22 protein-coding genes are annotated in these 20,639 nt (G+C 63.1%); 16 read left to right on the plus strand and 6 right to left on the minus strand.

Features of this window, described 5'->3' with window-relative positions; translation table 11 throughout:
- Positions 1 to 20: 20 nt before the first annotated feature.
- The 3 genes from VSR82_RS23430 to VSR82_RS23440 all read left to right on the plus strand — a co-directional run bounded on the left by VSR82_RS23430 (position 21) and on the right by VSR82_RS23440 (position 2,844).
- Entirely contained in the window at positions 21 to 1,277 is a 1,257-nt protein-coding gene (locus tag VSR82_RS23430; protein ID WP_429463244.1) for an ABC transporter permease, read from the plus strand.
- 66 nt (positions 1,278 to 1,343) lie between these two features.
- Positions 1,344 to 2,171, plus strand: coding sequence for an ABC transporter permease (locus VSR82_RS23435; protein WP_368581355.1), 828 nt, complete (start codon positions 1,344 to 1,346; stop codon positions 2,169 to 2,171).
- Positions 2,172 to 2,403: 232 nt separating this feature from the next.
- Positions 2,404 to 2,844 (plus strand): SET domain-containing protein, encoded by a 441-nt coding sequence (locus VSR82_RS23440; protein WP_410850899.1) that lies wholly within the window; start codon positions 2,404 to 2,406, stop codon positions 2,842 to 2,844.
- A 79-nt stretch (positions 2,845 to 2,923) separates the two neighbouring features.
- Here the strand turns inward: VSR82_RS23440 and VSR82_RS23445 are convergent, their stop codons facing one another.
- Positions 2,924 to 3,616, minus strand: a complete 693-nt coding sequence (locus VSR82_RS23445; protein ID WP_429463241.1) for a hypothetical protein — start codon at positions 3,614 to 3,616, stop codon at positions 2,924 to 2,926.
- 206 nt (positions 3,617 to 3,822) lie between these two features.
- Between VSR82_RS23445 and VSR82_RS23450 the strand changes: the two genes are divergently transcribed.
- Entirely contained in the window at positions 3,823 to 4,146 is a 324-nt protein-coding gene (locus VSR82_RS23450) for an antibiotic biosynthesis monooxygenase family protein (protein ID WP_429463239.1), read from the plus strand.
- A 221-nt stretch (positions 4,147 to 4,367) separates the two neighbouring features.
- On the opposite strand, the gene rarD is transcribed toward VSR82_RS23450, so the two are convergent.
- Positions 4,368 to 5,261 (minus strand): EamA family transporter RarD, encoded by an 894-nt coding sequence (gene rarD / locus VSR82_RS23455; protein WP_429463237.1) that lies wholly within the window; start codon positions 5,259 to 5,261, stop codon positions 4,368 to 4,370.
- Between the two features lie 266 nt (positions 5,262 to 5,527).
- Here rarD and VSR82_RS23460 point away from each other — a divergent pair, with 266 nt between their 5' ends.
- From VSR82_RS23460 to VSR82_RS23480, 5 genes are all read left to right on the plus strand, one after another.
- Entirely contained in the window at positions 5,528 to 5,746 is a 219-nt protein-coding gene (locus VSR82_RS23460) for a hypothetical protein (RefSeq protein WP_368581350.1), read from the plus strand.
- Positions 5,747 to 5,853: 107 nt separating this feature from the next.
- Positions 5,854 to 6,162, plus strand: coding sequence for a hypothetical protein (locus VSR82_RS23465; RefSeq protein ID WP_368581349.1), 309 nt, complete (start codon positions 5,854 to 5,856; stop codon positions 6,160 to 6,162).
- Positions 6,163 to 6,224: 62 nt separating this feature from the next.
- Complete coding sequence (locus tag VSR82_RS23470; RefSeq protein WP_429463234.1) at positions 6,225 to 7,670, plus strand: DEAD/DEAH box helicase; 1,446 nt, start codon at positions 6,225 to 6,227, stop codon at positions 7,668 to 7,670.
- Positions 7,671 to 7,743: 73 nt separating this feature from the next.
- Positions 7,744 to 8,541 (plus strand): alpha/beta hydrolase, encoded by a 798-nt coding sequence (locus VSR82_RS23475; RefSeq protein ID WP_429463232.1) that lies wholly within the window; start codon positions 7,744 to 7,746, stop codon positions 8,539 to 8,541.
- A 3-nt stretch (positions 8,542 to 8,544) separates the two neighbouring features.
- On the plus strand, positions 8,545 to 8,886 hold the full coding sequence (locus VSR82_RS23480) for a hypothetical protein (RefSeq protein WP_368581346.1): 342 nt from the start codon (positions 8,545 to 8,547) through the stop codon (positions 8,884 to 8,886).
- 90 nt (positions 8,887 to 8,976) lie between these two features.
- Here VSR82_RS23480 and VSR82_RS23485 read toward each other — a convergent pair whose 3' ends face one another.
- Positions 8,977 to 9,723 carry an SDR family NAD(P)-dependent oxidoreductase gene (locus tag VSR82_RS23485; protein WP_368581345.1) on the minus strand — a complete coding sequence of 249 codons (747 nt, stop codon included), beginning with the start codon at positions 9,721 to 9,723 and terminating at the stop codon, positions 8,977 to 8,979.
- Positions 9,724 to 9,789: 66 nt separating this feature from the next.
- Positions 9,790 to 10,566, minus strand: coding sequence for a maleate cis-trans isomerase family protein (locus VSR82_RS23490; RefSeq protein ID WP_368581344.1), 777 nt, complete (start codon positions 10,564 to 10,566; stop codon positions 9,790 to 9,792).
- A gap of 311 nt (positions 10,567 to 10,877) precedes the next feature.
- On the opposite strand from VSR82_RS23490, the gene VSR82_RS23495 reads away from it, so the two are divergent.
- The 6 genes from VSR82_RS23495 to VSR82_RS23520 all read left to right on the plus strand — a co-directional run bounded on the left by VSR82_RS23495 (position 10,878) and on the right by VSR82_RS23520 (position 17,727).
- Positions 10,878 to 12,080: a branched-chain amino acid ABC transporter substrate-binding protein gene (locus tag VSR82_RS23495; protein WP_410850906.1), complete on the plus strand. Its 1,203-nt coding sequence runs from the start codon at positions 10,878 to 10,880 to the stop codon at positions 12,078 to 12,080.
- A gap of 25 nt (positions 12,081 to 12,105) precedes the next feature.
- Entirely contained in the window at positions 12,106 to 13,005 is a 900-nt protein-coding gene (locus VSR82_RS23500; protein ID WP_149669379.1) for a branched-chain amino acid ABC transporter permease, read from the plus strand.
- Positions 13,006 to 13,008: 3 nt separating this feature from the next.
- The gene (locus tag VSR82_RS23505; protein WP_498858102.1) at positions 13,009 to 14,817 is read left to right on the plus strand and encodes a branched-chain amino acid ABC transporter ATP-binding protein/permease; all 1,809 of its coding nucleotides are present in this window, start codon (positions 13,009 to 13,011) and stop codon (positions 14,815 to 14,817) included.
- On the plus strand, positions 14,805 to 15,536 hold the full coding sequence (locus tag VSR82_RS23510) for an ABC transporter ATP-binding protein (protein ID WP_410850909.1): 732 nt from the start codon (positions 14,805 to 14,807) through the stop codon (positions 15,534 to 15,536). The genes VSR82_RS23505 and VSR82_RS23510 overlap by 13 nt, the downstream gene beginning before the upstream one ends.
- Positions 15,537 to 15,604: 68 nt before the next feature.
- On the plus strand, positions 15,605 to 16,450 hold the full coding sequence (locus VSR82_RS23515; protein WP_410850923.1) for an urea carboxylase-associated family protein: 846 nt from the start codon (positions 15,605 to 15,607) through the stop codon (positions 16,448 to 16,450).
- Between the two features lie 32 nt (positions 16,451 to 16,482).
- Complete coding sequence (locus VSR82_RS23520; RefSeq protein WP_498858126.1) at positions 16,483 to 17,727, plus strand: D-amino acid dehydrogenase; 1,245 nt, start codon at positions 16,483 to 16,485, stop codon at positions 17,725 to 17,727.
- 24 nt (positions 17,728 to 17,751) lie between these two features.
- Here VSR82_RS23520 and VSR82_RS23525 read toward each other — a convergent pair whose 3' ends face one another.
- Positions 17,752 to 18,246, minus strand: a complete 495-nt coding sequence (locus VSR82_RS23525; protein WP_368581338.1) for an aminoacyl-tRNA deacylase — start codon at positions 18,244 to 18,246, stop codon at positions 17,752 to 17,754.
- Between the two features lie 279 nt (positions 18,247 to 18,525).
- On the opposite strand from VSR82_RS23525, the gene VSR82_RS23530 reads away from it, so the two are divergent.
- The gene (locus VSR82_RS23530) at positions 18,526 to 18,774 is read left to right on the plus strand and encodes a hypothetical protein (RefSeq protein WP_018436237.1); all 249 of its coding nucleotides are present in this window, start codon (positions 18,526 to 18,528) and stop codon (positions 18,772 to 18,774) included.
- A gap of 66 nt (positions 18,775 to 18,840) precedes the next feature.
- On the opposite strand, the gene VSR82_RS23535 is transcribed toward VSR82_RS23530, so the two are convergent.
- Entirely contained in the window at positions 18,841 to 20,583 is a 1,743-nt protein-coding gene (locus tag VSR82_RS23535) for a tetratricopeptide repeat protein (RefSeq protein ID WP_429463223.1), read from the minus strand.
- Positions 20,584 to 20,639 lie beyond the last annotated feature (56 nt).

Below are 20,639 nucleotides of genomic sequence, written 5' to 3' on the forward strand. Positions count from 1 at the left end.
CACCCGAGAGATCGAGCACGATGAATACGCCGCTGCCATCCACCGCCCCTTTCGGCCGCGGCCCGCAGGCCGCGAACCGCGAGTCGTTCCGGGCTGCGCGCCGCAAGGCCGCGATGCGCGCATTGCTGCTGGCTTTGCCGTTGCTGATCTTTCTGCTGGTGACGTTCGTCGCACCGATCGCCAGCCTGCTCGCGCGCAGCGTGCGAAATCCTGAAGTGCGCACCGGCATGCCGCAGTTGAGCGCCGCGCTGGCCGGATGGGACGGCGCGGGCGTGCCCGGCGAACCGGCGTTCGCCGCACTCGCGCACGACCTGAAGGGCGCCAGCGAATCCGGCCAGCTCGGCAATATCGCGCGGCGCATGAACTTCTATCAGCCGGAGTTCCGCAGCCTGCTGTTCAAGACGGCGCGTGCCACACGTTCGGAAACACCCGCGCAATGGAAACCCGTCCTGATCGATCTGGACGAACGCTGGAACACGCCGGAAACCTGGCGTCTGCTCAAGCGTGCGTCGATCTCGCCCACACCCGACTATTTGCTGAACGCCGTCGACGCGCAAGTCGCGCCTGACGGTTCGGTGACGTCCGTCGCGGCGGACAGCGCCATCTTCCGCGCGGCGTTCGGGCGCACGGTCACGATCAGTGCGACGGTCACGCTGCTGTGCCTGGTGCTGGGCTACCCGGTCGCGTATCTGCTCGCGACGCTGCCGGAGAACCAGAGCAACCGGCTGATTCTGTTCGTGATCGTGCCGTTCTGGACCTCGCTGCTGGTGCGCACCACCGCGTGGTATGTGCTGCTGCAACCCGGTGGCGTGATCAATAGCGCGTTGCTCCGCTTCGGCATCATCAACCATCCGCTGCCGCTGATTTTCAATCGCACGGGTGTGTTGATCGGCATGACGCATATCCTGCTGCCCTACATGATCCTCGCGATCTTCTCGGTCATGAAAGGCGTGCCGCCCGTGTACATGCGCGCGGCGAAATCGCTCGGCGCGCATCCGGCCGTGGCCTTCGCGCGTGTGTATATCCCGCAGACGCTGCCGGGTGTCGGCGCGGGATGTTTTCTCGTGTTCGTGCTCGCGCTCGGCTATTACATCACCCCCGCCCTGCTAGGCGGCGCCGGCGACGAAATGATCAGCCAGCTGATCGCGTCGCAGACCAACGATCAGCTCAACTGGGGACTCGCGGGTGCGCTGTCGTGCTATCTGATCGCATTTACAGCGGTGTTCTATTTCATCTTCAACCGGCTGGTCGGTATCGACCGCTTGCGCTTCGGCTGACGCGCCGCGCAAGCGCCGCCAAGTAGTTGTCGCTCATTCGGATAGTTGATCAACAGGCAGACTCAGATGAAAGACGGACGAACCCGGCTACTCTCGGAACGCATCGCTGGCGCCGGACTGCGCGTGCATTGCGCGCTGATTTTCTTTTTCCTCGTCGCGCCGATCCTCGCGATCGTGCCGCTGTCGTTCAACTCCGGCTCGTTCTTCTCGTACCCGATGCAGGGCTTCTCGCTGCGCTGGTACGCGCAGGCGCTGAGTTCGCCGGACTGGCAACGCGCGTTTGCCAACAGCATCGGCATTGGCGCGGCGTCGACGCTGATCGCGACGGTGCTCGGCACGCTGGCCGCGCTCGGCTTGAGCCGCGCGCAGTTTCCGTACCGTTCGATCATCATGCCGATCATCGTGTCGCCGATGATCGTGCCGATCGTCGTCGTCGCGGCGGGGTTTTATCTGGTCTTTTCGCCGCTCGGGCTGGTCAATTCGTACACTGGCGTCGTGCTTGCGCATGCGGCGCTCGGTACGCCCTTCGTGGTGATCACCGTGACGGCTTCGCTGCTGTCGTTCGATCAGAGCCTGCTTCGCGCCGCGTCGGGTTTGGGCGCGCAGCCGTGGGTCGCGTTTCGTCGCGTCACGCTGCCGCTGATCACGCCGGCCGTCGCGACGGGCAGCGTGTTCGCATTCGCGACGTCGTTCGACGAGGTGATCGTCATTCTGTTCATTGGCGGCCCCGAGCAGCGTACCGTGCCGCGGCAGATGTGGAGCGGCATCCGCGACCAGATCGACCCGTCGATCCTCGCCGTGGCCACACTGCTGATGGCATTCGCGATCGCCCTGTTCGCCTGCATGAACTGGCTGCGCAAGCGCGCGGCGGCAGCCAGCCGCTCATTTGCGTGAGCCGACTGTTGCGCCAGTATGATGACGTGAAGATGCGACTGGATGGCCTCGCTCTGACCGTGGAGCGTTGCTAACCGCTGTGCGGCGAAGCCGGAACTGCTGGCGCGGCGGTCCTTGACAGTTAGTTGCAGATTTATAAAGAAAAATATTGAGCGCGTGAGTGCGTGACGATATGCTTCGCATCGCCGCTAAACCACATGCAACGACCGAGGGTCGGGAAGGAAACGACAACATGCGATTGCGACGCATCACCGCACGACGCTCACCCGTGCATGGCATGGGACTGTTCGCGCTGCAGCCGATCGCCGCAGGCGAACGGGTCATCGAGTACAAGGGGGAAGTGACCAGCTGGCGGCGCGCCGCCGCCCGTCAGCGAGCCGATGCGGGCCACACGTTCGTGTTCGGTCTGTCCGATGGACGCGTGATCGACGGCAGCCGCGGCGGCAACAGCGCGCGCTTTCTGAACCATGCGTGCGCCCCCAACTGCGAGGCCATCGAAACGGGCGACCGGGTGTTCATTCATGCGCTCGCCACCATCGCACCCGGGGAAGAGCTTTTCATCAACTACGGTCTGTCGGTGGACGGTGCGGTCACCGACGACATTCGCGCCCAGTACGCGTGTCATTGCGGTGCACCTACATGTCGTCGAACCATGCTGGGAAATCACGGGTAGTCGCGTCTCGCCGTTGCCAACGCGAACTTGCGACGCAAAGCGGTAGTAACTATTAAGCCGGCGGTTAAAGCAACATGATTTACTGCCCCGGCGGCTCTTTTATCTGGCTCTCTGCCGGTAGGTTAGGCGTATGGCCAGACAGGTTACCGCGGTCGCTTGGCGCTCGAGAACGCATTCTTAACACCTGAAGTTCAAGCGCCGCATTAAATAACTCGTCATGCCGATCCTTCGTCATTTCGCCTGAACGAAGCTGACGTTCGAGAATGAGACAATCAGTTTCGGTTTCGAGCTCAATATCCAAAAGACGGAGCGTGCCGAGCTGCGTAATATCTGGTTGCGCGCGGCCGAGCCCATTCAGCAAAGCATTTCTTATTTGGATGAACTTCGGCAGTCTTTCGCGAAGAAGCGGTGACAGTCGTTGATAATAATCGCCGTCATCCATCAGTTGCTTCATTGCGGAGGACTCGACTATCACTGGCCCGTCTTTCGATGAAGGCACGGCAATATCGTTACCCTCCAACTTCAATTCCCCGATTTGTTTGAGTGACGAGAGCTGGTTCCTGATGGATTTGGCATCTTCGATTGCGGCAAGCAACGCACCGTCCAATCGTTTTTCTGTCGGATCGGACGTAAAGATCAGCGGCCAAAGAAAGAACAGAACTGCCAAAAGAAGACTCAGAACTCCGACGAAAGTCCCAACAAAAGTGAGCTTGCTGGGTAAAGACCATTTATCCCATTGTTCTTTCGTCGGAATCAGGAGCCAGTTTCGCATTTAAGTGCCCCTATCAGCAACTTCGTTATCCGGAGACCGCTATCCGCCCCAGCTTCGACGGTGATTCCCCTGGCAATACAGAAGTATATTGCACGGAAGATAGCTCGTTGACCCGGTTCCAGACACGTGGCTCGACGACGTGACACAGATCGCCGACAATGCGCACTGCAAAGCCATCAATAGCAAATGACCAAAGGAAGGTAACAATGTCTATAGCGAAGACCAGAGCCACTCCCTATTACGCGGTGATCTTCACGTCCATCCGAACCCCCGGGGACAACGGGTATGGAGACATGGCCGATGCAATGGCCGAAGCGGCCGCTAAACAGCCCGGATTCCTGGGTGTCGAGTCTGCGCGGGAGGAACTCGGAATTACGGTTTCCTATTGGGATAGCCTCGAATCCATCGCCGCCTGGAAACGGGATTCAATGCATCTGGTAGCACAACAGGCCGGGCGGGAAAAATGGTACGAATCCTACAAAACCCGCATTTGCCTTGTTGAGCGAGACTACGACTTCTCGAAAATCTAGTTTCCCGCGCCTTGTCTGTTGACTGCGCGGCCCTGCCGGCCGTTCGCGCGACCTGGCTGCCGATGAAAGCCGTGGTCGCGGGTTGACCGGTGCAAGTGCCGAAGATCGAAGAGGATCGCCCGCGTTGTGACACGGCTCGGCCGCTACCCGCCTCCCCTCATCTCACCGTCATGAGCGCTTCCTGCCAGCCCCTGGTGGCGGCGCTCCACCCTTCGAGCTTTTCAAGCCACCCTACGCGCCTGCCGCGCCGCGGCCAGCGTGCCACGCAACCCTTCGAACGAGTAGAGCGCGAGTGCTGCCCAGATTGCGCCGTAGCCGATCGCTCGCACGGACCCGAACGGCTCGCCGTAGATCAGCACGCCAGTGAGGAGCTGAAGCGTGGGGGTCACGTACTGGATCAAGCCGAGCATCGAGAGCGGGATGCGTCGCGCCGCAGCCGCGAAGAGCAGCAGCGGCACGGCCGTGATAGGCCCGGCGGCGGCCAGCAGCAGTTGCAATCCGAGCGACGCATGCGTGAAATGGCTCGCGCCGGCCATGCCGATCATCATCAGATAGACGATCGCCACGGGAAAGAGCAGCACCGTTTCGAGCGCGAGGCCTTCGAGCGCGCCGAGCTTTGCAGTCTTGCGCAACAGGCCATAGCCGCCGAACGTCAGCGCGAGCGCGAGGCTGATCCACGGCGGCGCGCCGTTTTGCCAGGTGAGCCAGGCCACGCCGAGCGACGCAAGCGCCACCGCGCACCATTGCAGCGAGCGCATCCGCTCATGCAGGAAAACGAAGCCGAACAACACGTTGATCAGTGGATTGATGAAGTAGCCGAGGCTCGCCTCGACGATATGGCCTGCGTTCACGGCCCAGATGTAGATGCCCCAGTTGGCCGAAAGTAGCGCGGCGCTCGCGGAGAAGCGGCCGACCAGGCGCCTGTCGCGCAGCGCGGGCCGCAGCCACGCCCAGTGGTGTCGCGCGACGAGCACGGCGAGGATGAACACGAGCGACCACGCCATCCGGTGGGCGAGCATCTCGAGCGCGGGAATCTGGTGGAGCGTCTTGAAGTAGACGGGAAAGAGCCCCCAGATGACGAAGGCGGAAAAGGCGTAGACGATGCCGGGGTTCATGGTTGGTTGTAGTTGGCCGGTGCGCGTGGTCGGTGCTAGGGCGCGCCGGTCGCAAAGATTTTCGCCCTGATTTTACCCGCGCAGTGCAGGCTCCGCTCAGCGCATCGTCGTCAAAAAGGGCCTGCTCTCGCCGTTCAGCGAGCTTTGCTTTTGCTGCCTACGATGTACATGTCGTCTTCGCAGAATGACAGAGCGACCTTGGCGGCGATAACGAGGTCGGGCTCGTCCTACGCGACGACGATCAAGGCAATCGTTTGGAGACGGCCATGCATTTCGACTACCAACAGTTCCACATCGACGCGTCACCTCTGGATGAAGGCGGCCGCTATTACGCTCGCGCAAAGATCTACCGGCGCGCGTCGGCGAGCGGCGATGCCGTCGAGGTAAAGTATTCGGGCGACCTCGGCGATTACCCGTCCGACGTGGATGCGATGGAGGCGGCGCAGCGTTGGGCGATTCAGTGGTGCAACGAGCACTCCGCCTAGGCTTCATTCGCCATCAAGCTCTACGCTGTTCCTGGGTTCCGCTCATCCCCGGCAAAATAAGCGGCGCATAATGCAAACATCCCTTTGTCAGGACGATGGAGGTGAATGTGACAACCTTTGCTATCGACGCCGTTCGCATCAACCCTGCGAACGACAGGTTCACCCACGTACGTTGGGCTCCCGTCGATCCGTCGACGCGGGAATGGCTGTCCCCCCCTGCGGTTGTGGAGGTGGTCGAAGTCGTCGCCGCGATCCGCCGGGGAGATGTCGTTTGGTCCCTTTTTACACTCGGCGGCACACGGTATCTCGGGCCAAAAATCGTATCTGTCTCTCACACCGACGGACCCGCCGGGATCGACACGGATGTCCCCGGCGATCATGTCGAAAAATGCATCGACGATTTGCCGCACCTTTGACGGCATACCTTTGACGCCGTCGGGCAGCCGCTAGAATTGCGGTTTTAGCCCGGAATACGTCAATGTCTTTTGCCTCGCTTGGCCTGATCGATCCCCTGCTGCGTAACGTGCAGGGCCTCAATTACCAGACTCCTACGCCGGTGCAGGCCAAGGCGATTCCCGCTGTGCTCGGTGGCAAGGACGTGATGGCTGCGGCCCAGACCGGCACTGGCAAAACCGCGGGCTTTGCGTTGCCGCTGTTGCAACGGCTGGTGCAGCACGGCCCGGCGGTGTCCAGCAATCGCGCGCGTGTGCTGGTGCTGGTGCCCACGCGTGAACTGGCCGAACAGCTGCTGCAAAGCTTTATCGCTTACGGCAAAGGCCTCGACCTGCGATTTCTGGCCGCCTACGGCGGTGTGAGTATCAATCCGCAGATGATGAAATTGCGCAAAGGCGTGGATGTGCTCGTCGCCACGCCGGGCCGTCTGCTGGATCTCAATCGCCAGAACGCAGTGCAGTTCGATCAGGTACAAACGCTGGTGCTGGATGAAGCCGATCGCATGCTGGATCTGGGCTTTGCGCGCGAACTCAACGCCGTGTTTGCCGCCTTGCCCGCTCAGCGCCAGACTCTGCTGTTCTCCGCCACGTTTACCGACGATATCCGCGCGATGGCGGCGAAGATTCTGCACGGCCCGGTCAATATCAGCGTCAGCCCGCCCAATGCCACCGCCAGCAGGATCAAGCAGTGGGTGGTGCCGGTGGATAAAAAGAACAAGCCCGACCTCTTCATGCACCTCGTGGCTGAGAACCGTTGGCAGCACGCGCTGGTGTTCGTCAAAACCCGCAATGGCGTCGATTACCTGGCGGCCGTACTGGATGAAGCCGGCTATGCGGTCGACACCATCCACGGCGACAAACCCCAACCCGCGCGCCTGCGTGCGCTGGAGCGCTTCAAGGCAGGCGAAGTACAAATGCTGGTAGCCACCGACGTGGCCGCTCGCGGGCTGGATATCGACGACCTGCCGCTGGTGATCAACGTTGATCTGCCGATCGTGGCGCAAGACTACGTGCACCGTATTGGCCGGACTGGCCGCGCGGGCGCGAGCGGTGTGGCGGTGTCTCTCGTGTGTGCCGATGAAGCGCCGCAACTGGCAGCGATTGAAGCGCTGATCCGGCAAACGCTGCCCCGGAAAGAAGAGCCGGGTTTTGAAGCCGAACACCGCGTGCCGCAAACCAGCGCGACGGGCCAGATCATCAAGAAGCCCAAAAAGCCCAAGGCACCGAAGGTGCCGCAAGCCGCACCGGGCGCGATTCAGCCGCTCGGCAAAAAACCGCGCCCGCAAAATGGCGAAAACAAACGCAAGCCTGCGGCGCAGCGCGCCGCGGCCGTTGGCAAAGGCGCACGCTCGTCCAGCGGTAGCTCCTTGAGCGCGCCAAAGCCACGCAGCAAACCCTTCGGCAAGCCCGCTGCGGGTTCACGTAAGCCGGCTGGCAAGCCCGCTGGTGGCCGAGGCAAACGCCAACCCTGATCCGTTGCCGGGGCGACTGCGCGCTAAACTGGGTGCGTGCTATCGAAAAGTTCGGTGAGTCGAGCGCAAGACGATGAAATTCACCCGAATGATGGTCGGCCTCGCCGTCACGTACCTGATCGTGTTAGCCGGAGTCGCCATCTTGCAGGATCGTTTTCTCTACTTCCCTCAGAAGGCCACGATCGAGGAGGTCACCTCCGGCGGACTGCGCGCCTGGCCGACACCTGAGGCGTACCGGGGCCTCGTCGCGGAGCCGGACGGTTCCGCGCGCGCCACGGTCATCGTCTTTCATGGCAATGCCGGGCATGCCGGCCACCGCTCGTTCTATGCCGCAGCGCTCACCCGGCTCGGGATTCGCGTGATTCTCGCCGAATATCCAGGCTACGGACCGCGCACCGGTGCGTTAGGCGAAGCCAGTCTGGTCGACGATGCGCAACAAACCATCGCGCTCGCATATCGCCTCTATGGAGCGCCGCTGCTGCTCATCGGCGAATCGCTCGGGGCCGGCGTGGCGGCTGCGGCCGGCTCGCGTGAACGCGACAGGATCGCAGGCATGATGCTGATCACGCCATGGGATCGGCTCGAGCACGTCGCCGCTCATCACTTTCCGTGGCTGCCCGTGAGGTGGCTGCTGCGCGACCGATACGACAGCGTGACCCACCTGGCGTCGTTCGACCGCCCGATTCTCGTCATGGTTGCCGAACGCGACAGCATCGTCCCTGCGCGCTTCGGCGAGGCGCTTTACAACTCGCTGTCCGCACCGAGAAAGCTCACGGTGGTGAAGGCGGCTGACCATAACGACTGGATTGGCCACGTCAACCAAACCTGGTGGCGGGAGGCGATGGACTTCCTGCTCACGCCTTCGCATTGAGATATGAAGACGCCACCGGTCCCGTCCAGCTCGGCACGCATCTATGTTCTCGATGCGAAGAACCGGCCCGTCGAGGTGTTCGACCACGACGCGTGGTCGCGCTGGATGACGGAAAACGAACTGATCTTCCGCCGCACACTGCTGGACGACTACGGTGTGACGGTCACGACCCGCTTCCGTGGTGTGTCCAATCCGAAAACCGCGGAGGTTCTGCTGTTCGTAACTCGCGTCGCCGGAATGCAGACGCAAGACAACAAGAGCTACGGAGCACGTACGCTCGCTGAGGCGCTGGAGCAGCATGAGCGCATCGTGCAGAAAATCCTCCGGATGATGACGGGGCGGTGAACATCACTGCACGCGACGGTTCCGCGAAGTGGTGAGCCGAGGAGCTCGGGCGTAAATAGCGCGAGCGAACCGCGTGGAGTGTCGTGAGGCTCAGATGAAGCTCACGCCGCCATTGACGGGAATCGTCTGGCCGGTAACAAAGCCGTTGCCGACCACCATCAGCACGACCTGGGCGACCTCGTCGACTTCACCGAGGCGTCCAACGGGAAGCCGTTCCGCGACGTTCGCGGCCTTCAGCGGCGCGGCCATTTCTGTGTCGATCGGTCCCGGGGCCACGGCGTTCACGGTGATGCCTTCGCGGGCCAGCCGCGCCGCATAACCGCGTGTCAACCCTTCGAGGCCGGCTTTCGAGGCGTTGTAGTGCACCCCAACCAACCCAGCGCCACGGGCAGCGGCCGACGACAGGTTGACGATGCGGCCCCAGCGCTGTGCGCGCATTCCGGGCAGCACCGCCTGCGTGCACAGAAACGCCGATTTCAGATTGACCGCAAGCGTTCGATCGAATTCGGCTTCCGTGAGCCTATCGATATCGACAATCGTCCCGGTGCCCGCGTTGTTGACGAGAATACCGACGACGCCAAGGCGGTTTCCCACCTCATCGATCATTGCCTTGACGTCGGACGCAACCGATACGTCGGCTTGCACCGCAATCGCACGGCCTCCCGCACTTTCGATCTGCTCGACGATCCGAGCGGCCTCATTCCCGCGTTGCCGATAGTTGACCGCCACCGCTGCGCCAGCCGATGCAAGCGAGAGGGAAACGGCGCGGCCGATTCCTCGTGATCCGCCGGTCACAAGGGCGACACGATCGTTCAAAGCGGGCAAATGAGCGGGCATGGAAATCCTCCTGTCCTGTGGAACGCGCCCGCCGGGTGCCGCTGCGTCGCGTTTCAAGGTGCAACGTCACAGCGCGAACAGCCGCCCAAGATGAGGCTCGCTATCCCCCACGCCGGCGAGCCGCAACGCGTGCCACGCCATCGCGTAGTTGCTCGAGATCACCGGCTTGCCGATCGCCGCTTCCAGCTCCGGAATCAACGCAGCGATGCGCAAGCTCGTGCACGACACGAAAATCGCGTCCACGTCGCGATTGCGCGCAAGTCGCTCGACGCCAGTTCGCAACGACAGCGCATCGATCCGCGCCACTTCGTTATCGTTCGCATGCTCGAACGACGCCATGCGCGTAATCCGGTGACCACGCGACTCGATATAGTCGCGCATGTATTCGTTGATCGAACGCACATAGGGTGTGAGCAAGGCCGTACGTTGGACGCCTAGCGCACGAAGCGCCGCCAGCGCCGCGGTGATCGGCGTTGTGCACGCGGCGTCCGCGCGCGCTTCGCGAATCCGCGCGAACACCTTGTCTTCCCCGATCACCATCGACGCGGACGTGCAGCCAAACGCCACCACGTCGATACGCTCGGCCGGACGGATCAACGCGACCGCCGGTGCGATACGGTCCTCCATTTCCGCTAGCCGTTCAGGCGTGATGTCCGCCGAGTTATATACACGGCTTTCGTAGAACGCCACGCCCTCCTGCGTCATCAAGCCCCGCCACTCATGCTCAATCGTATGATCGGTGGCGAGCACCACGAGCCCAATCGCGGCGCGGCGGCAGATGCCGTCGTCCAGCGTGAAATCGAGCTTCGTGTACACATCGTCATGCTGTGCGATCGCACTCATTTCGGAGTCTTCCTGTCTTGTCGCGTTCGGCTTCGCGAGTCGCTGCCATCACTGCCTCTTAAAGGTAGAGGATCGAAGGCGCCTTTGTGTAACGGTTTATACGCAAATACCCTATACCGTCCCTTCGAACCCGGCTCCTATCATGAAAGCAGCGCTTTTGTGTCAGCGCTCCGGTGCAAGCCAGCCGTCACGCTGTTGACCTGGTGGGTATGAATCACTCGCAATCGCCCCATTTCCGTCCGCTTTCCGATGTCACCGGTATGCCCGTGTGGCGGATCGTCCGATCCCTCTCACAAAAAGGAGTCGCTAACATGTTTGCTCAGACGATTGGCTGGTCCGGTGCAGAGCGCGGCTCGCGGCGAACGACTGTCGCGGGCATGGCGGCCGCCGTGGCCTTGCTTGCGGGCTTGGTTCCGGGTTCGGCGCAGAGCCAGGGTGCCACCATCAAGATCGGTGTGCCGGTTCCGCTGTCGGGCAGCAGTGCCAATGCCGGCACGGATATCGTCAATGGTGCGAAGCTCGCCGCCGCCAAAATCAACGCGGCCGGCGGCGTGCTCGGCAAGCAGATCGAGCTGGTGCCCGAAGACGACGCCTGTGATGCGCAGACCGCGGTGCAGGCGGCGCAGAAACTCGTCGATGCTGGCGTTGTCGCGGTAGCGGGCGGCTATTGTTCCAGCGCGGCGTTGCCGGAATCGACGACCTTTCATCGCGCCGGGATTCCATATGTGCTGGATGCGTCGACCAATCCGCAACTGACCGAGATGGGGTACGACAACGTGTTCCGCACGATCGGCCGTGACGACCAGCAGGGCCCGTTCGCGGCGAGCTTCATGAAGGACGTGCTGCACGCGAAGCACGTGGCGGTGATCGACGACAACACGACCTATTCCAAAGGCCTCGCGCAGAACACCGTGCAAGCGCTGAAGAAGGACGGCGTCGATGTCGTCTACGCCAATTCGATCACGCCCGGTCAGATGGACTACTCACCGACGCTCACGCGAGTCTCCTCACTCAAGCCCGACGTGATCTACTACACAGGCTACTTCTCCGAAGCCGGCCTGATCGTCAAGGAGGCGCGGCAACTGGGTCTGAAAATGACCTTCATGGGCGGCGACGCCACCAACGACCCGACCCTGATGAAGACGGCCGGTCCCGCCGCCGACGGCATGATCATCACGACCGCCCCACTCGCGCAGTTCCTGAGCGGCGCGCACGCCTACGTCGATGACTATACGAAGGCTTACGGGCAAGGGCCGGGACCGTACTCGGTCTATGAATACGATGCGGTCGGGGTCACGGCGAAAGCCATCGCGGACGCGAAGTCCACCCAGCCTGCCGCGATCACCGCTGCCCTGCACAAGATCCAGAACTACCCGGGCGCGACCGGAACGATTGCCTTCAATCCGAAGGGAGACCGCAGCAAAGCCGTGTACATCACCATCGTCGTGCACGACGACAAATTCGAGCCCTACCAGAGGCAGGATGCGAACGGACATTGGGTGGCGATGAAGTAAGTGCGATTGCGCACCGCGCGCCGTCATGAGCGACTTCTTCCAGTTCGTGATCGAAGGGCTGACGACCGGCTCGTTCTACGCGCTCGTCGCCCTCGGGTACACGATGGTCTACGGAATCATCCGGCTGATCAACTTCGCTCATGGCGACCTGTTCATGGTCGGCGCGTTCATCGGCTGGACCGGCCTGATGGTGCTGGCGTCCGCGCATCTGCCGCTCGCGCTCGCCCTGCTGATCGCTCTGGTGGCCGCCATGACGGTCACGGGCGCGCTCGGCCTGCTGATCGAGCGGCTCGCGTATCAGCCGTTGCTGCGCGCGCCGCGGCTGTCGATTCTGATCACCGCGCTGGGCGTCTCGCTGGCGTTGCAAAATGGCGTGCTGCTGATCTACGGCGCGGGCTTTCGCACCTATCCGCATGTGCTGAGCCAGGCGGGGTTCGAACTCCACGGCGTGCAGATCACGTTCGCGCAGATCGGCATTATCGTCGCAAGCCTGGCGCTGATGCTCGCGCTGTATTTCTTCGTTCATCACACGTTCCTTGGGACCGCGATGCGCGCGCTGGCCATCGACCAGGACGCCGCGCGTCTGATGGGCATCGACGTCGAACGCCTGATCCAGCTCACCTTTCTGCTGGGATCGGTGCTGGCCGCCGTGGCGGGCGTCATGGAAGGGCTTTACTACACGCAGATCAATTTCTTCATGGGTTTCGTGCTAGGCCTGCGCGCGTTCACCGCCGCCGTCCTCGGCGGTATCGGCAACATCCCGGGCGCGATGGCGGGCGGCATCCTGATCGGCCTGCTCGAAGCCTTCGGCGCGGGCTATGTCTCTTCCCAATGGACCGACGTGTTCGTGTTCGGCGTGCTGATCGCCGTGCTCGTGATCAAGCCGACCGGGCTGTTCGGCGAACGCGTCGTCGAGAGAATGTAGTTTATGAGCGCCCGTCAGGCTTCCGCGCGCTGGGCCAGGCCTGTCGGCGCTGCGCTTTTGGCCGCCGCCGTGGCGCTGCGCGCGGTCGCCAGCAACTATGTGGTCGATGTCGGCCTGACCATCGTCACCTATTCGATCCTGGGTCTTGGGCTGAACATCGTGGTCGGTTACGCCGGATTGCTCGATCTGGGCTACGCGGCCTTCTTCGCGATCGGCGCGTACACGACGGCGTTGCTGGAAACCCTGCTGCACTTCTCGTTCTGGGAAACGCTGCCGTTCAGTCTGGCGTTCACCGCGGTATCGGGCATCGTGATCGGCTACCCCACCCTGCGCCTGCGCAGCGACTATCTGGCGATCGTCACGCTGGGGTTCGGCGAAATCACGCGTATCGTCGCCACCAATCTCGACATCACGGGTGGCCCGAACGGCATCTTCGGCATCGCGAGCCCGAGCCTGTTCGGCTTCGAGATCAGTTCGCCGCAAGCGCTCTACGAACTGGGCATGGCGTTCCTCGTGGTGGTGCTCGTGTTCGCGATCCGGCTCGGCCGGTCGCGGCTGGGCCGCGCCTGGACCAGCATCCGCGAGGACGAGGCGGCTGCCGAGGCCGTCGGCGTGCCGACGCTGCGCGTCAAGCTGCTCGCCTATGTGATGGGCGCGCTGATCGGCGGGCTCGGCGGCAGTCTGTTCGCCGCCCGCTTCGGCACCATCGATCCGACCGGCTTCACGTATCTGCAATCGGTCACGATCCTGATCGTCGTCGTGCTCGGCGGGCGCGGCAGCATTCCCGGCGTGATCCTCGGCGCCATCATCGTCGCCGGCTTGCCGGAGATACTGCGTTTTCTCAACCTCTGGCGCATTTTCGCTTTCGCGATCGGGCTCGTGATCCTGATGCTGCTAAGGCCGCAGGGCTTGTGGCCAGCGCCGTTGCGCCGCGTCGCGCCGGCGCGCAAGGGCGCTGACGCCGATCGGGCTCCGGTGCCCAGCCACGCGGTCACCGACGAGACCTTGCTGGAGGTACGCGACATGCAGCGCCGCTTCGGCGGCGTGCTGGCGGTCGGCGGTGTCAGCTTCGCGGTGAAGAGCGGCGAGATCGTGAGCCTGATCGGTCCGAACGGCGCCGGCAAGACGACCGTGTTCAACTGCCTGACCGGCGTGATCCGCCCGACCGGCGGTCAGATCGTCTGGTGCGGAGAACGGCTTGCCGGCGGCGCGCCTCATCGCATCGTCCATCAAGGGATGGCGCGCACCTTCCAGGGCATCCGCCTGTTCGGCCACATGACGGCCTTCGAAAACGTGCTGACCGGCATGGATCATCGGCTTCGGACACCGCTCGCCGCCGAGCTTCTGGCGTTGCCGTCCGCGCGCGCCGAGGCGGCCGACCATTCCACCGAGGGCCTACGCTGGCTCGCCTTCGTCGGTCTTGCCGGCAGGTCGGGCGAGCGCGCCGCCGATCTGCCCTACGGCGACCAACGCAGGCTGGAGATCGCCCGTGCGCTCGCCAGCAGCCCGCGACTGCTGCTGCTCGACGAGCCGGCAGCGGGCATGAACCCGACAGAGAAACGCGCGCTGATGGAACTGATCCGGCGGATCCGGGATCATGGCGTGACGGTGCTGTTGATCGAGCACGACATGATGCTGGTGATGGGCGTGTCGGACCGGATCATCGTGATGGATCACGGCGTCATCATCGCCGAGGGCCCGCCCGCCGCGATCCAGGCGGACCCGCGCGTGATCGATGCCTATCTCGGCACAGCCGAAAAGGACGAGGCGAGCGACGATACCGCCGGGGAGAAATCGCTGTGGGACTCCTAGAAATCCGCGATCTGCGTGTCAGTTATGGGACTGTCGAAGTGCTGCACGGCATCTCGCTGGACGTCGCACAGGGCGAGGTCGTCGCGTTGCTAGGCAGCAACGGCGCGGGAAAAACGACCACACTGCGGGCGATTTCCGGATTGATCCGGCCGCGCGCGGGCAACATTGCGATGGACGGCCAGCGCCTGACGGGATTGCGCGCACACCAGATCGTGGCGCTGGGTTTGGGTCACGTGCCGGAGGGGCGGCGCATTTTCGGGGCGCTGACGGTGGAGGAAAACCTGCATCTGGGCGGCTATCTGATCCGGCGCGACAGTACCGCATTGCAACAGCGAAGGGATCAGCTGTATGCGACTTTCCCCCGGCTCGGCGAGCGCCGCAGCCAACTGGCAGGCACGCTCAGCGGCGGCGAACAGCAGATGCTGGCGATTGCCCGAGCCCTGATGCTGCGCCCGCGTATCGTCGTGCTGGACGAACCATCGATGGGACTCGCGCCGAAGCTGGTCCGCGCGATCTTCGGCATGGTCGCCGACATCTGCCGCGAAGGCACTTCGATACTGCTGGTCGAGCAGAACGCCCGCCAGGCGCTGCGAATCGCGCATCGGGCTTACGTGCTGGAAAGTGGGCGCATTGCGCTCGCGGGATCCGCCCGCGAGCTGGCTCAGGACAGCCGGGTCCGCGCTGCCTATCTGGGAGGCAGTGCCATGTCGGCAGAGTGACCCGCCGACCGAGCCGCGCGAGGAAATCCTAATACAGGCTCAGGCCTGAGTTCGAGGGAGAACGCATGATGCTGAATTACCCTGCTGCCTATCAGTCCACCAAAGGCTCGGCGCTCGACGTCGACAAGACGTTCTATCAGCGCATCGCCTCACAGCACGACACCCGCACGCTGGTCGAATCGATCGTCGTGCCGATCCGCTCGGGGCGAGCGTGGACCGTGCCGGCCGGCCACGTGTTTCGCATCGTCACGATCGAAGGCCCGCAGGTTGCCGACCTGAACATGTGGAACCGGCACAACCCGCGCGAGCGCATGTGGGCATCGCGCACGCGCCAGTTGCAGCAGGCGCACGTGAGCACGTTCGACCGTCTGTGGTCGACGCTGCCATTCCTGCGTCCGATGGTGACCATCACCGATGACAGTCTCGCCGGCTACGGCGTCGACGAGCACGGCGGCCGCGTCCACGATCTGCTCGGCACGCGCTGCGATCCCTACGTGAACCGCATGCTGACCGGCGAGGATTTTCATTTCCACTGCCACTCGAACCTGACGCGCGCCATCGCCCCGTATGGCTTGACCGAATACGACGTCCACGACGTGCTCAACGTGTTCCAGTGCACCGGCCTGAATCTCGACGACAAATACTTCATGAAGGCGTGTCCGGCAAAGAAAGGCGACTACCTCGAATTCTTCGCGGAGATCGACTTGCTGTGCGCACTGTCGACCTGTCCGGGCGGCGATCTGTCGGTGCCGATGTGGGGACCCGACGCGCGCGATCCGCTGGAAGTGTGCCGGCCGCTCGGCATCGAGGTCTGGCAACTCGCGCCGCAAATGCTGGACGGCTGGACGCCGCCGGCTGTGGCTGCCTACAAGGGGCAGCACGGCATGGTGCTGAATCAGCCGCAATGGAAGTGAGAGCGCCGCAGCCCCCTGTATCTCAGGACATTATGAAAATTATCGTGCTCGGTGGCGGGGTGGTCGGTGTGACGACCGCGTACCAGTTGCAGAAAGACGGCCATGAGGTCGTGATCGTCGAGCGGCAGCCTTTAGTCGCCGCGGAAACCAGTTGGGGTAACGCGGGCATGATCGCGCCCGGGCATTCCTTCGTCTGGTCCTCGCCGAAAGCGCCAATGATTCTGCTCAAATCGCTGGTGCTGAAAGATCAGGCGTTGCGCTTCAAGTTCTCGGCGGACCCGAGGCTTTACAGCTGGTCGTGGCGTTTCCTGATGGAATGCACATCGGAGAAGGCACGCCGCAATACCCTGCTCAAGCATCGGCTTGCCGCGTATTCGCAGCGAGTACTACAGGATGTAATCGCCGAGGAGGCCATCGAATACGATCGAAATGCGCGCGGAATTCTGTATCTCCATCGGACTCAGGAGGCGCAGGACCGCGGAATCGAACACATGAAGCTGCTGGAATCCGATGGGCAGGTCATCAGGGTCCTCAACCCCGATGAGGTGGTCGCGCTCGACCCGTCGCTGGCTTCGGCAAAAGACCGGATAGCGGGCGCCATTCACTGCCCAACCGATGAGACCGGAGACCCTGCGAAATTCACCCGCGCGCTTGCGGAAAAGATCGTCGCGCGTGGCGGCACGCTTCTGAGCGAGACGACTATCGACGGCTTCGAAACCGCCGGGCAGGACATAGTCGGCACGAGAACGAGCCGAGGCCTTGTCAAAGGCGACGCGTATGTGCTCGCCCTCGGCCCCTATAGTCCGGTTCTCGCCCGACAGATCGGCATCGATCTTCCGATTTATCCGATCAAGGGATACTCGCTGACGATTCCCATCGACGGCCGGCCCATGCCGCCCGCCGTTGCAGCGGTCGACGAGCACAACCTGGTCGCAATCTCGCGCTTCGGCGACCGGATCCGGGTCACCGCGACGGCCGAGTTTGCCGGCTACGACACGAGCCACAAGCCTTCTGATTTTGCGTTCATGAAGAGCGTGACGCAGGAACTCTACCCGGCCGGCGCGAACTACGATCGCGCCGAAATGTGGGCCGGTCTCAGGCCGATGACGCCAACCAACATGCCGTTTTTTGGCCGCAAGAGGTACCGCAATCTTTATCTAAATACCGGTCACGGGCACATCGGCTGGACGATGTCACACGGATCGGCTCGAATCACGGCCGACCTGATCGCGGGACGAATCCCCGCGATTCCGATGGTTGGGCTGCTTTGCGACTGACGGCGGCACCACCCGGACCCCGCCTCAGGCCCGGCCGCTGCCCAGCCCTCGCATCCGCCGTGCGAAATGCGCGCGCTCCGCATCGCCCATCAGCGCGAGAAACTGATCCGCTTCCATATGGATCAGTTCTTCGTGATCGCCCGCCTCGAAGTAGACGTCCGGCTGACCTGCCAGGCTCGATTCCAGGTAGGTTTTCATGCCATACGCCATACAAATCGGCGGCACCGCTCCGGCATCGCAGTCCTTGAACAATTCACGCAGTTCGACTTCCGTGGCGAGAGCAAGCCGGCGCCCGGTCTTGCTCCAGAACTCGGAGAGCTGCACGGCGTAAGTCGATGGCAGCACGGCGGCCACATAGCCGTGTTCGTCTTCGAGCAGCACGGTCTTGGCAAGGCGGTCACCCGGAATGTGCGCCGCGGCAGCCGTTTCGACACTCGAGTGGCTGTACGGATGACGCACGACTTCGTAGCGGGAACCCTTGCTGCGCAGGCACTCCTGCAAGGTTGGCGACATCGCCATGGCACACCTCCTGTCGAATATCTGAAAAGGAATGAACACTTGCGATCTTTTCAGAATAGTTCACGCACCGGCAATCCGCACGCCGGCTGAATGCGCGGAAATGAGCGGCGGATCAGTACGACGCAAGTGCAGCGTGCATCGGTGAGCGGCGCCGCAACTTCGCGTGACAAGCGGTGCAAAGGCCTAGAATGAAAGCACGGTTTGTACCTTATAAGGGGCCGTCTATGTCTCGATCGATCACGGTTTTTTCGGTGAGACTCAGCCCAAAGGAGGCGCCCAATGTCAGTGATCGCACCCGACGAAAGGGCTGATTTTCTCGCCGTCCTGCGTCGGCACCATCTCGCCGAATCCGACTTTGTGCTTCAGGAGACCGGAGCGACCGATATCGTCGACGAGGTCTACCCGCTGAGGGGCAGTGTCACCGTCGTTCGCACGTCGTCACTGCGGGAACGGGAGTACCAGACCGGACACGGCACGGCGTGGACAGTCGAGTTCGAGAAAGACGTGATCCGGGGCGTATTCGGCTGAGCGCCGACAGGCGACGGTTTCCCCCACTGCTCTGACTCTGTGGCGACGCTGTCGCTTGCCTCGGATCTATGGCGCCCGCGTTGAATCGATGAGCTCGTCGGCCTCGCGTTCCAATGCGTCGCCTTCCGCCGAACGTTGCGTGTGGCTGAGCAGGGTGCCCAAATTTCGCAACGTGCGTGCTTCATCCTGCCGCCAGGTCAACGGATCGTCGTGGGCGAGTTTGCGGTACACATCCAGCGCCCGGCGCCATGCGTCTTCCGCTTCGCGCGGCCTGCCCGTGCGGCTGTAGAGCACGCCCAGATTGTTCAGTATCCGTGCCTCGTCAGGCTGGTACGCGACCGGCGTATCGCGCGACAGCGCGTGGACGATGCGCAGCGCGTCCTGGTAGGTCTGCAGCGCCTTGGCCGGCTGCCGTTCGAGGCGGTACAGCACGCCCAGATTGCCCAGCGTATGCGCGAGGTCTGGCTCGTAAATCGCGGGATTTTCCCGGGCGAGCTGTTGACGGATCTTCAGAGCTTGCCGGTAAGCGTGCTCCGCTTCCGACAGCCGCCCGCTTGCGCTGTAGAAGTTCCCGAGGTTATTCAGCGTGCGCGCAAGCGCCGGACGCCACGCGGCGGGATTGTCATGTTCGAGTGCGCGCTGGATGCTGAGCGCTTCGAGGTAGGCGAGTTCCGCGTCATGGGTGCGCTGGGTCGCACTGTAGAGGATACCGAGGTCGTTGAGCGTCATCGCGACCGCGGGCCGGTACTTTGCCGGGTCCTGCCGGGCCAGCGCACGGTCGAGGGCCAGAGCTTCGCGCCACGCGTCGGCCGCATCCTGCAGACGCTGCGTGTCGCGGTACAACGTTGCGAGGCTATCGAAGGTGTTTGCGACTGCGGGACCGTAGGCCGAAGGGTCCACGCGCGCGAGCGCCCAGTAGACTTCGAGCGCGTGCAGCCATGCGGCTTCGGCTTCCTTCTGCTGCCGCAGCATCACATACAGACTGCCGAGCTTGCTGAGCGTGCGCGCGACGGACGGCTGCCACGCGGTAGGCCTCTGTTGCGCAAGCGTCCGATACTGAACCAGCAGCGCCCGATACACCGGCTCGGCACGCTCGGGCTCGTGCTGCGCGAGCAGCGTGTCGGCGAATGCCGCGGCGATGTTCGTATCGTCGGGTTGCAGCGTATGGGCATGCTCCAGGTACGGCAGCGCGTTCCATGGCATGAAGCGAAGCAGTTCGATGTTCGCCGCTTCGTAGTTGCGCGCGGCGCTTAGCTGTACGTTGCCGGCTGCATCTGCCAGGAGCCGCGTGAGCAACGCAGATGCGTGATCCAGATCGAGGCGCCTCACGGCGGCGGCGGCCTGCAATTCGGTGGGGGCCGTGCTGTGCGTAATCGATAACCTGCGCAGCAGCCCTTCATAACGTGCGTTCCATTCCGAAGCCTCGGCTGCGAGGTCGATGTCGGAGCGCGTCCTGATCTGCGATGCGAGGCTTTCGAGGATCGGTTCGAAGTTGGCGAGCGCGGCTTCGTTGGTGGCTTCGTCGTGATCAGTCTGCGAGAAGATCGCGTGCAGCATCGTGTTGGCCGCGCTCGCCAGCGCGGCACGTTGCTCGGCGGAAAGCCCGTCGTGCTTCACCGCGCGGTTCAGGCGTTCGGTGACGCGTGAGAGCGCGGGCGCGGAGACAGCGCAGCGGGTCCGCACTGCGAGTCCATCCTTGACGGCGACCTCGGAGAACGACGGCACACACGCACCGGACGCCCCCGCAGCGGCGCATGCGGTGGGCAGCGCGGCCATCGCGATGCCGGACAAAATCTTGCCCGTACTCATTTGCGGTCAGGCCTACAGAATTACCGCTACAGCGTTGCGCGGCGCATCGCATTCGC

The sequence above is a fragment of the Burkholderia sp. JPY481 genome (assembly GCF_038900515.1).
In the GTDB taxonomy this organism is placed as follows: Bacteria; Pseudomonadota; Gammaproteobacteria; order Burkholderiales; family Burkholderiaceae; genus Paraburkholderia; species Paraburkholderia youngii.

Bases quoted from the DNA above. Each gene is read 5' to 3' on its own strand.
- VSR82_RS23430 (WP_429463244.1), top strand. From the start codon at position 21: ATGAATACGCCGCTGCCATCCACCGCCCCTTTCGGCCGCGGCCCGCAG.
- VSR82_RS23435 (WP_368581355.1), top strand. From the start codon at position 1,344: ATGAAAGACGGACGAACCCGGCTACTCTCGGAACGCATCGCTGGCGCC.
- VSR82_RS23440 (WP_410850899.1), top strand. From the start codon at position 2,404: ATGCGATTGCGACGCATCACCGCACGACGCTCACCCGTGCATGGCATG.
- VSR82_RS23445 (WP_429463241.1), bottom strand. From the start codon at position 3,616: ATGCGAAACTGGCTCCTGATTCCGACGAAAGAACAATGGGATAAATGG.
- VSR82_RS23450 (WP_429463239.1), top strand. From the start codon at position 3,823: ATGTCTATAGCGAAGACCAGAGCCACTCCCTATTACGCGGTGATCTTC.
- rarD (WP_429463237.1), bottom strand. From the start codon at position 5,261: ATGAACCCCGGCATCGTCTACGCCTTTTCCGCCTTCGTCATCTGGGGG.
- VSR82_RS23460 (WP_368581350.1), top strand. From the start codon at position 5,528: ATGCATTTCGACTACCAACAGTTCCACATCGACGCGTCACCTCTGGAT.
- VSR82_RS23470 (WP_429463234.1), top strand. From the start codon at position 6,225: ATGTCTTTTGCCTCGCTTGGCCTGATCGATCCCCTGCTGCGTAACGTG.
- VSR82_RS23475 (WP_429463232.1), top strand. From the start codon at position 7,744: ATGAAATTCACCCGAATGATGGTCGGCCTCGCCGTCACGTACCTGATC.
- VSR82_RS23480 (WP_368581346.1), top strand. From the start codon at position 8,545: ATGAAGACGCCACCGGTCCCGTCCAGCTCGGCACGCATCTATGTTCTC.
- VSR82_RS23485 (WP_368581345.1), bottom strand. From the start codon at position 9,723: ATGCCCGCTCATTTGCCCGCTTTGAACGATCGTGTCGCCCTTGTGACC.
- VSR82_RS23490 (WP_368581344.1), bottom strand. From the start codon at position 10,566: ATGAGTGCGATCGCACAGCATGACGATGTGTACACGAAGCTCGATTTC.
- VSR82_RS23495 (WP_410850906.1), top strand. From the start codon at position 10,878: ATGTTTGCTCAGACGATTGGCTGGTCCGGTGCAGAGCGCGGCTCGCGG.
- VSR82_RS23500 (WP_149669379.1), top strand. From the start codon at position 12,106: ATGAGCGACTTCTTCCAGTTCGTGATCGAAGGGCTGACGACCGGCTCG.
- VSR82_RS23505 (WP_498858102.1), top strand. From the start codon at position 13,009: ATGAGCGCCCGTCAGGCTTCCGCGCGCTGGGCCAGGCCTGTCGGCGCT.
- VSR82_RS23515 (WP_410850923.1), top strand. From the start codon at position 15,605: ATGCTGAATTACCCTGCTGCCTATCAGTCCACCAAAGGCTCGGCGCTC.
- VSR82_RS23520 (WP_498858126.1), top strand. From the start codon at position 16,483: ATGAAAATTATCGTGCTCGGTGGCGGGGTGGTCGGTGTGACGACCGCG.
- VSR82_RS23525 (WP_368581338.1), bottom strand. From the start codon at position 18,246: ATGGCGATGTCGCCAACCTTGCAGGAGTGCCTGCGCAGCAAGGGTTCC.
- VSR82_RS23530 (WP_018436237.1), top strand. From the start codon at position 18,526: ATGTCAGTGATCGCACCCGACGAAAGGGCTGATTTTCTCGCCGTCCTG.
- VSR82_RS23535 (WP_429463223.1), bottom strand. From the start codon at position 20,583: ATGAGTACGGGCAAGATTTTGTCCGGCATCGCGATGGCCGCGCTGCCC.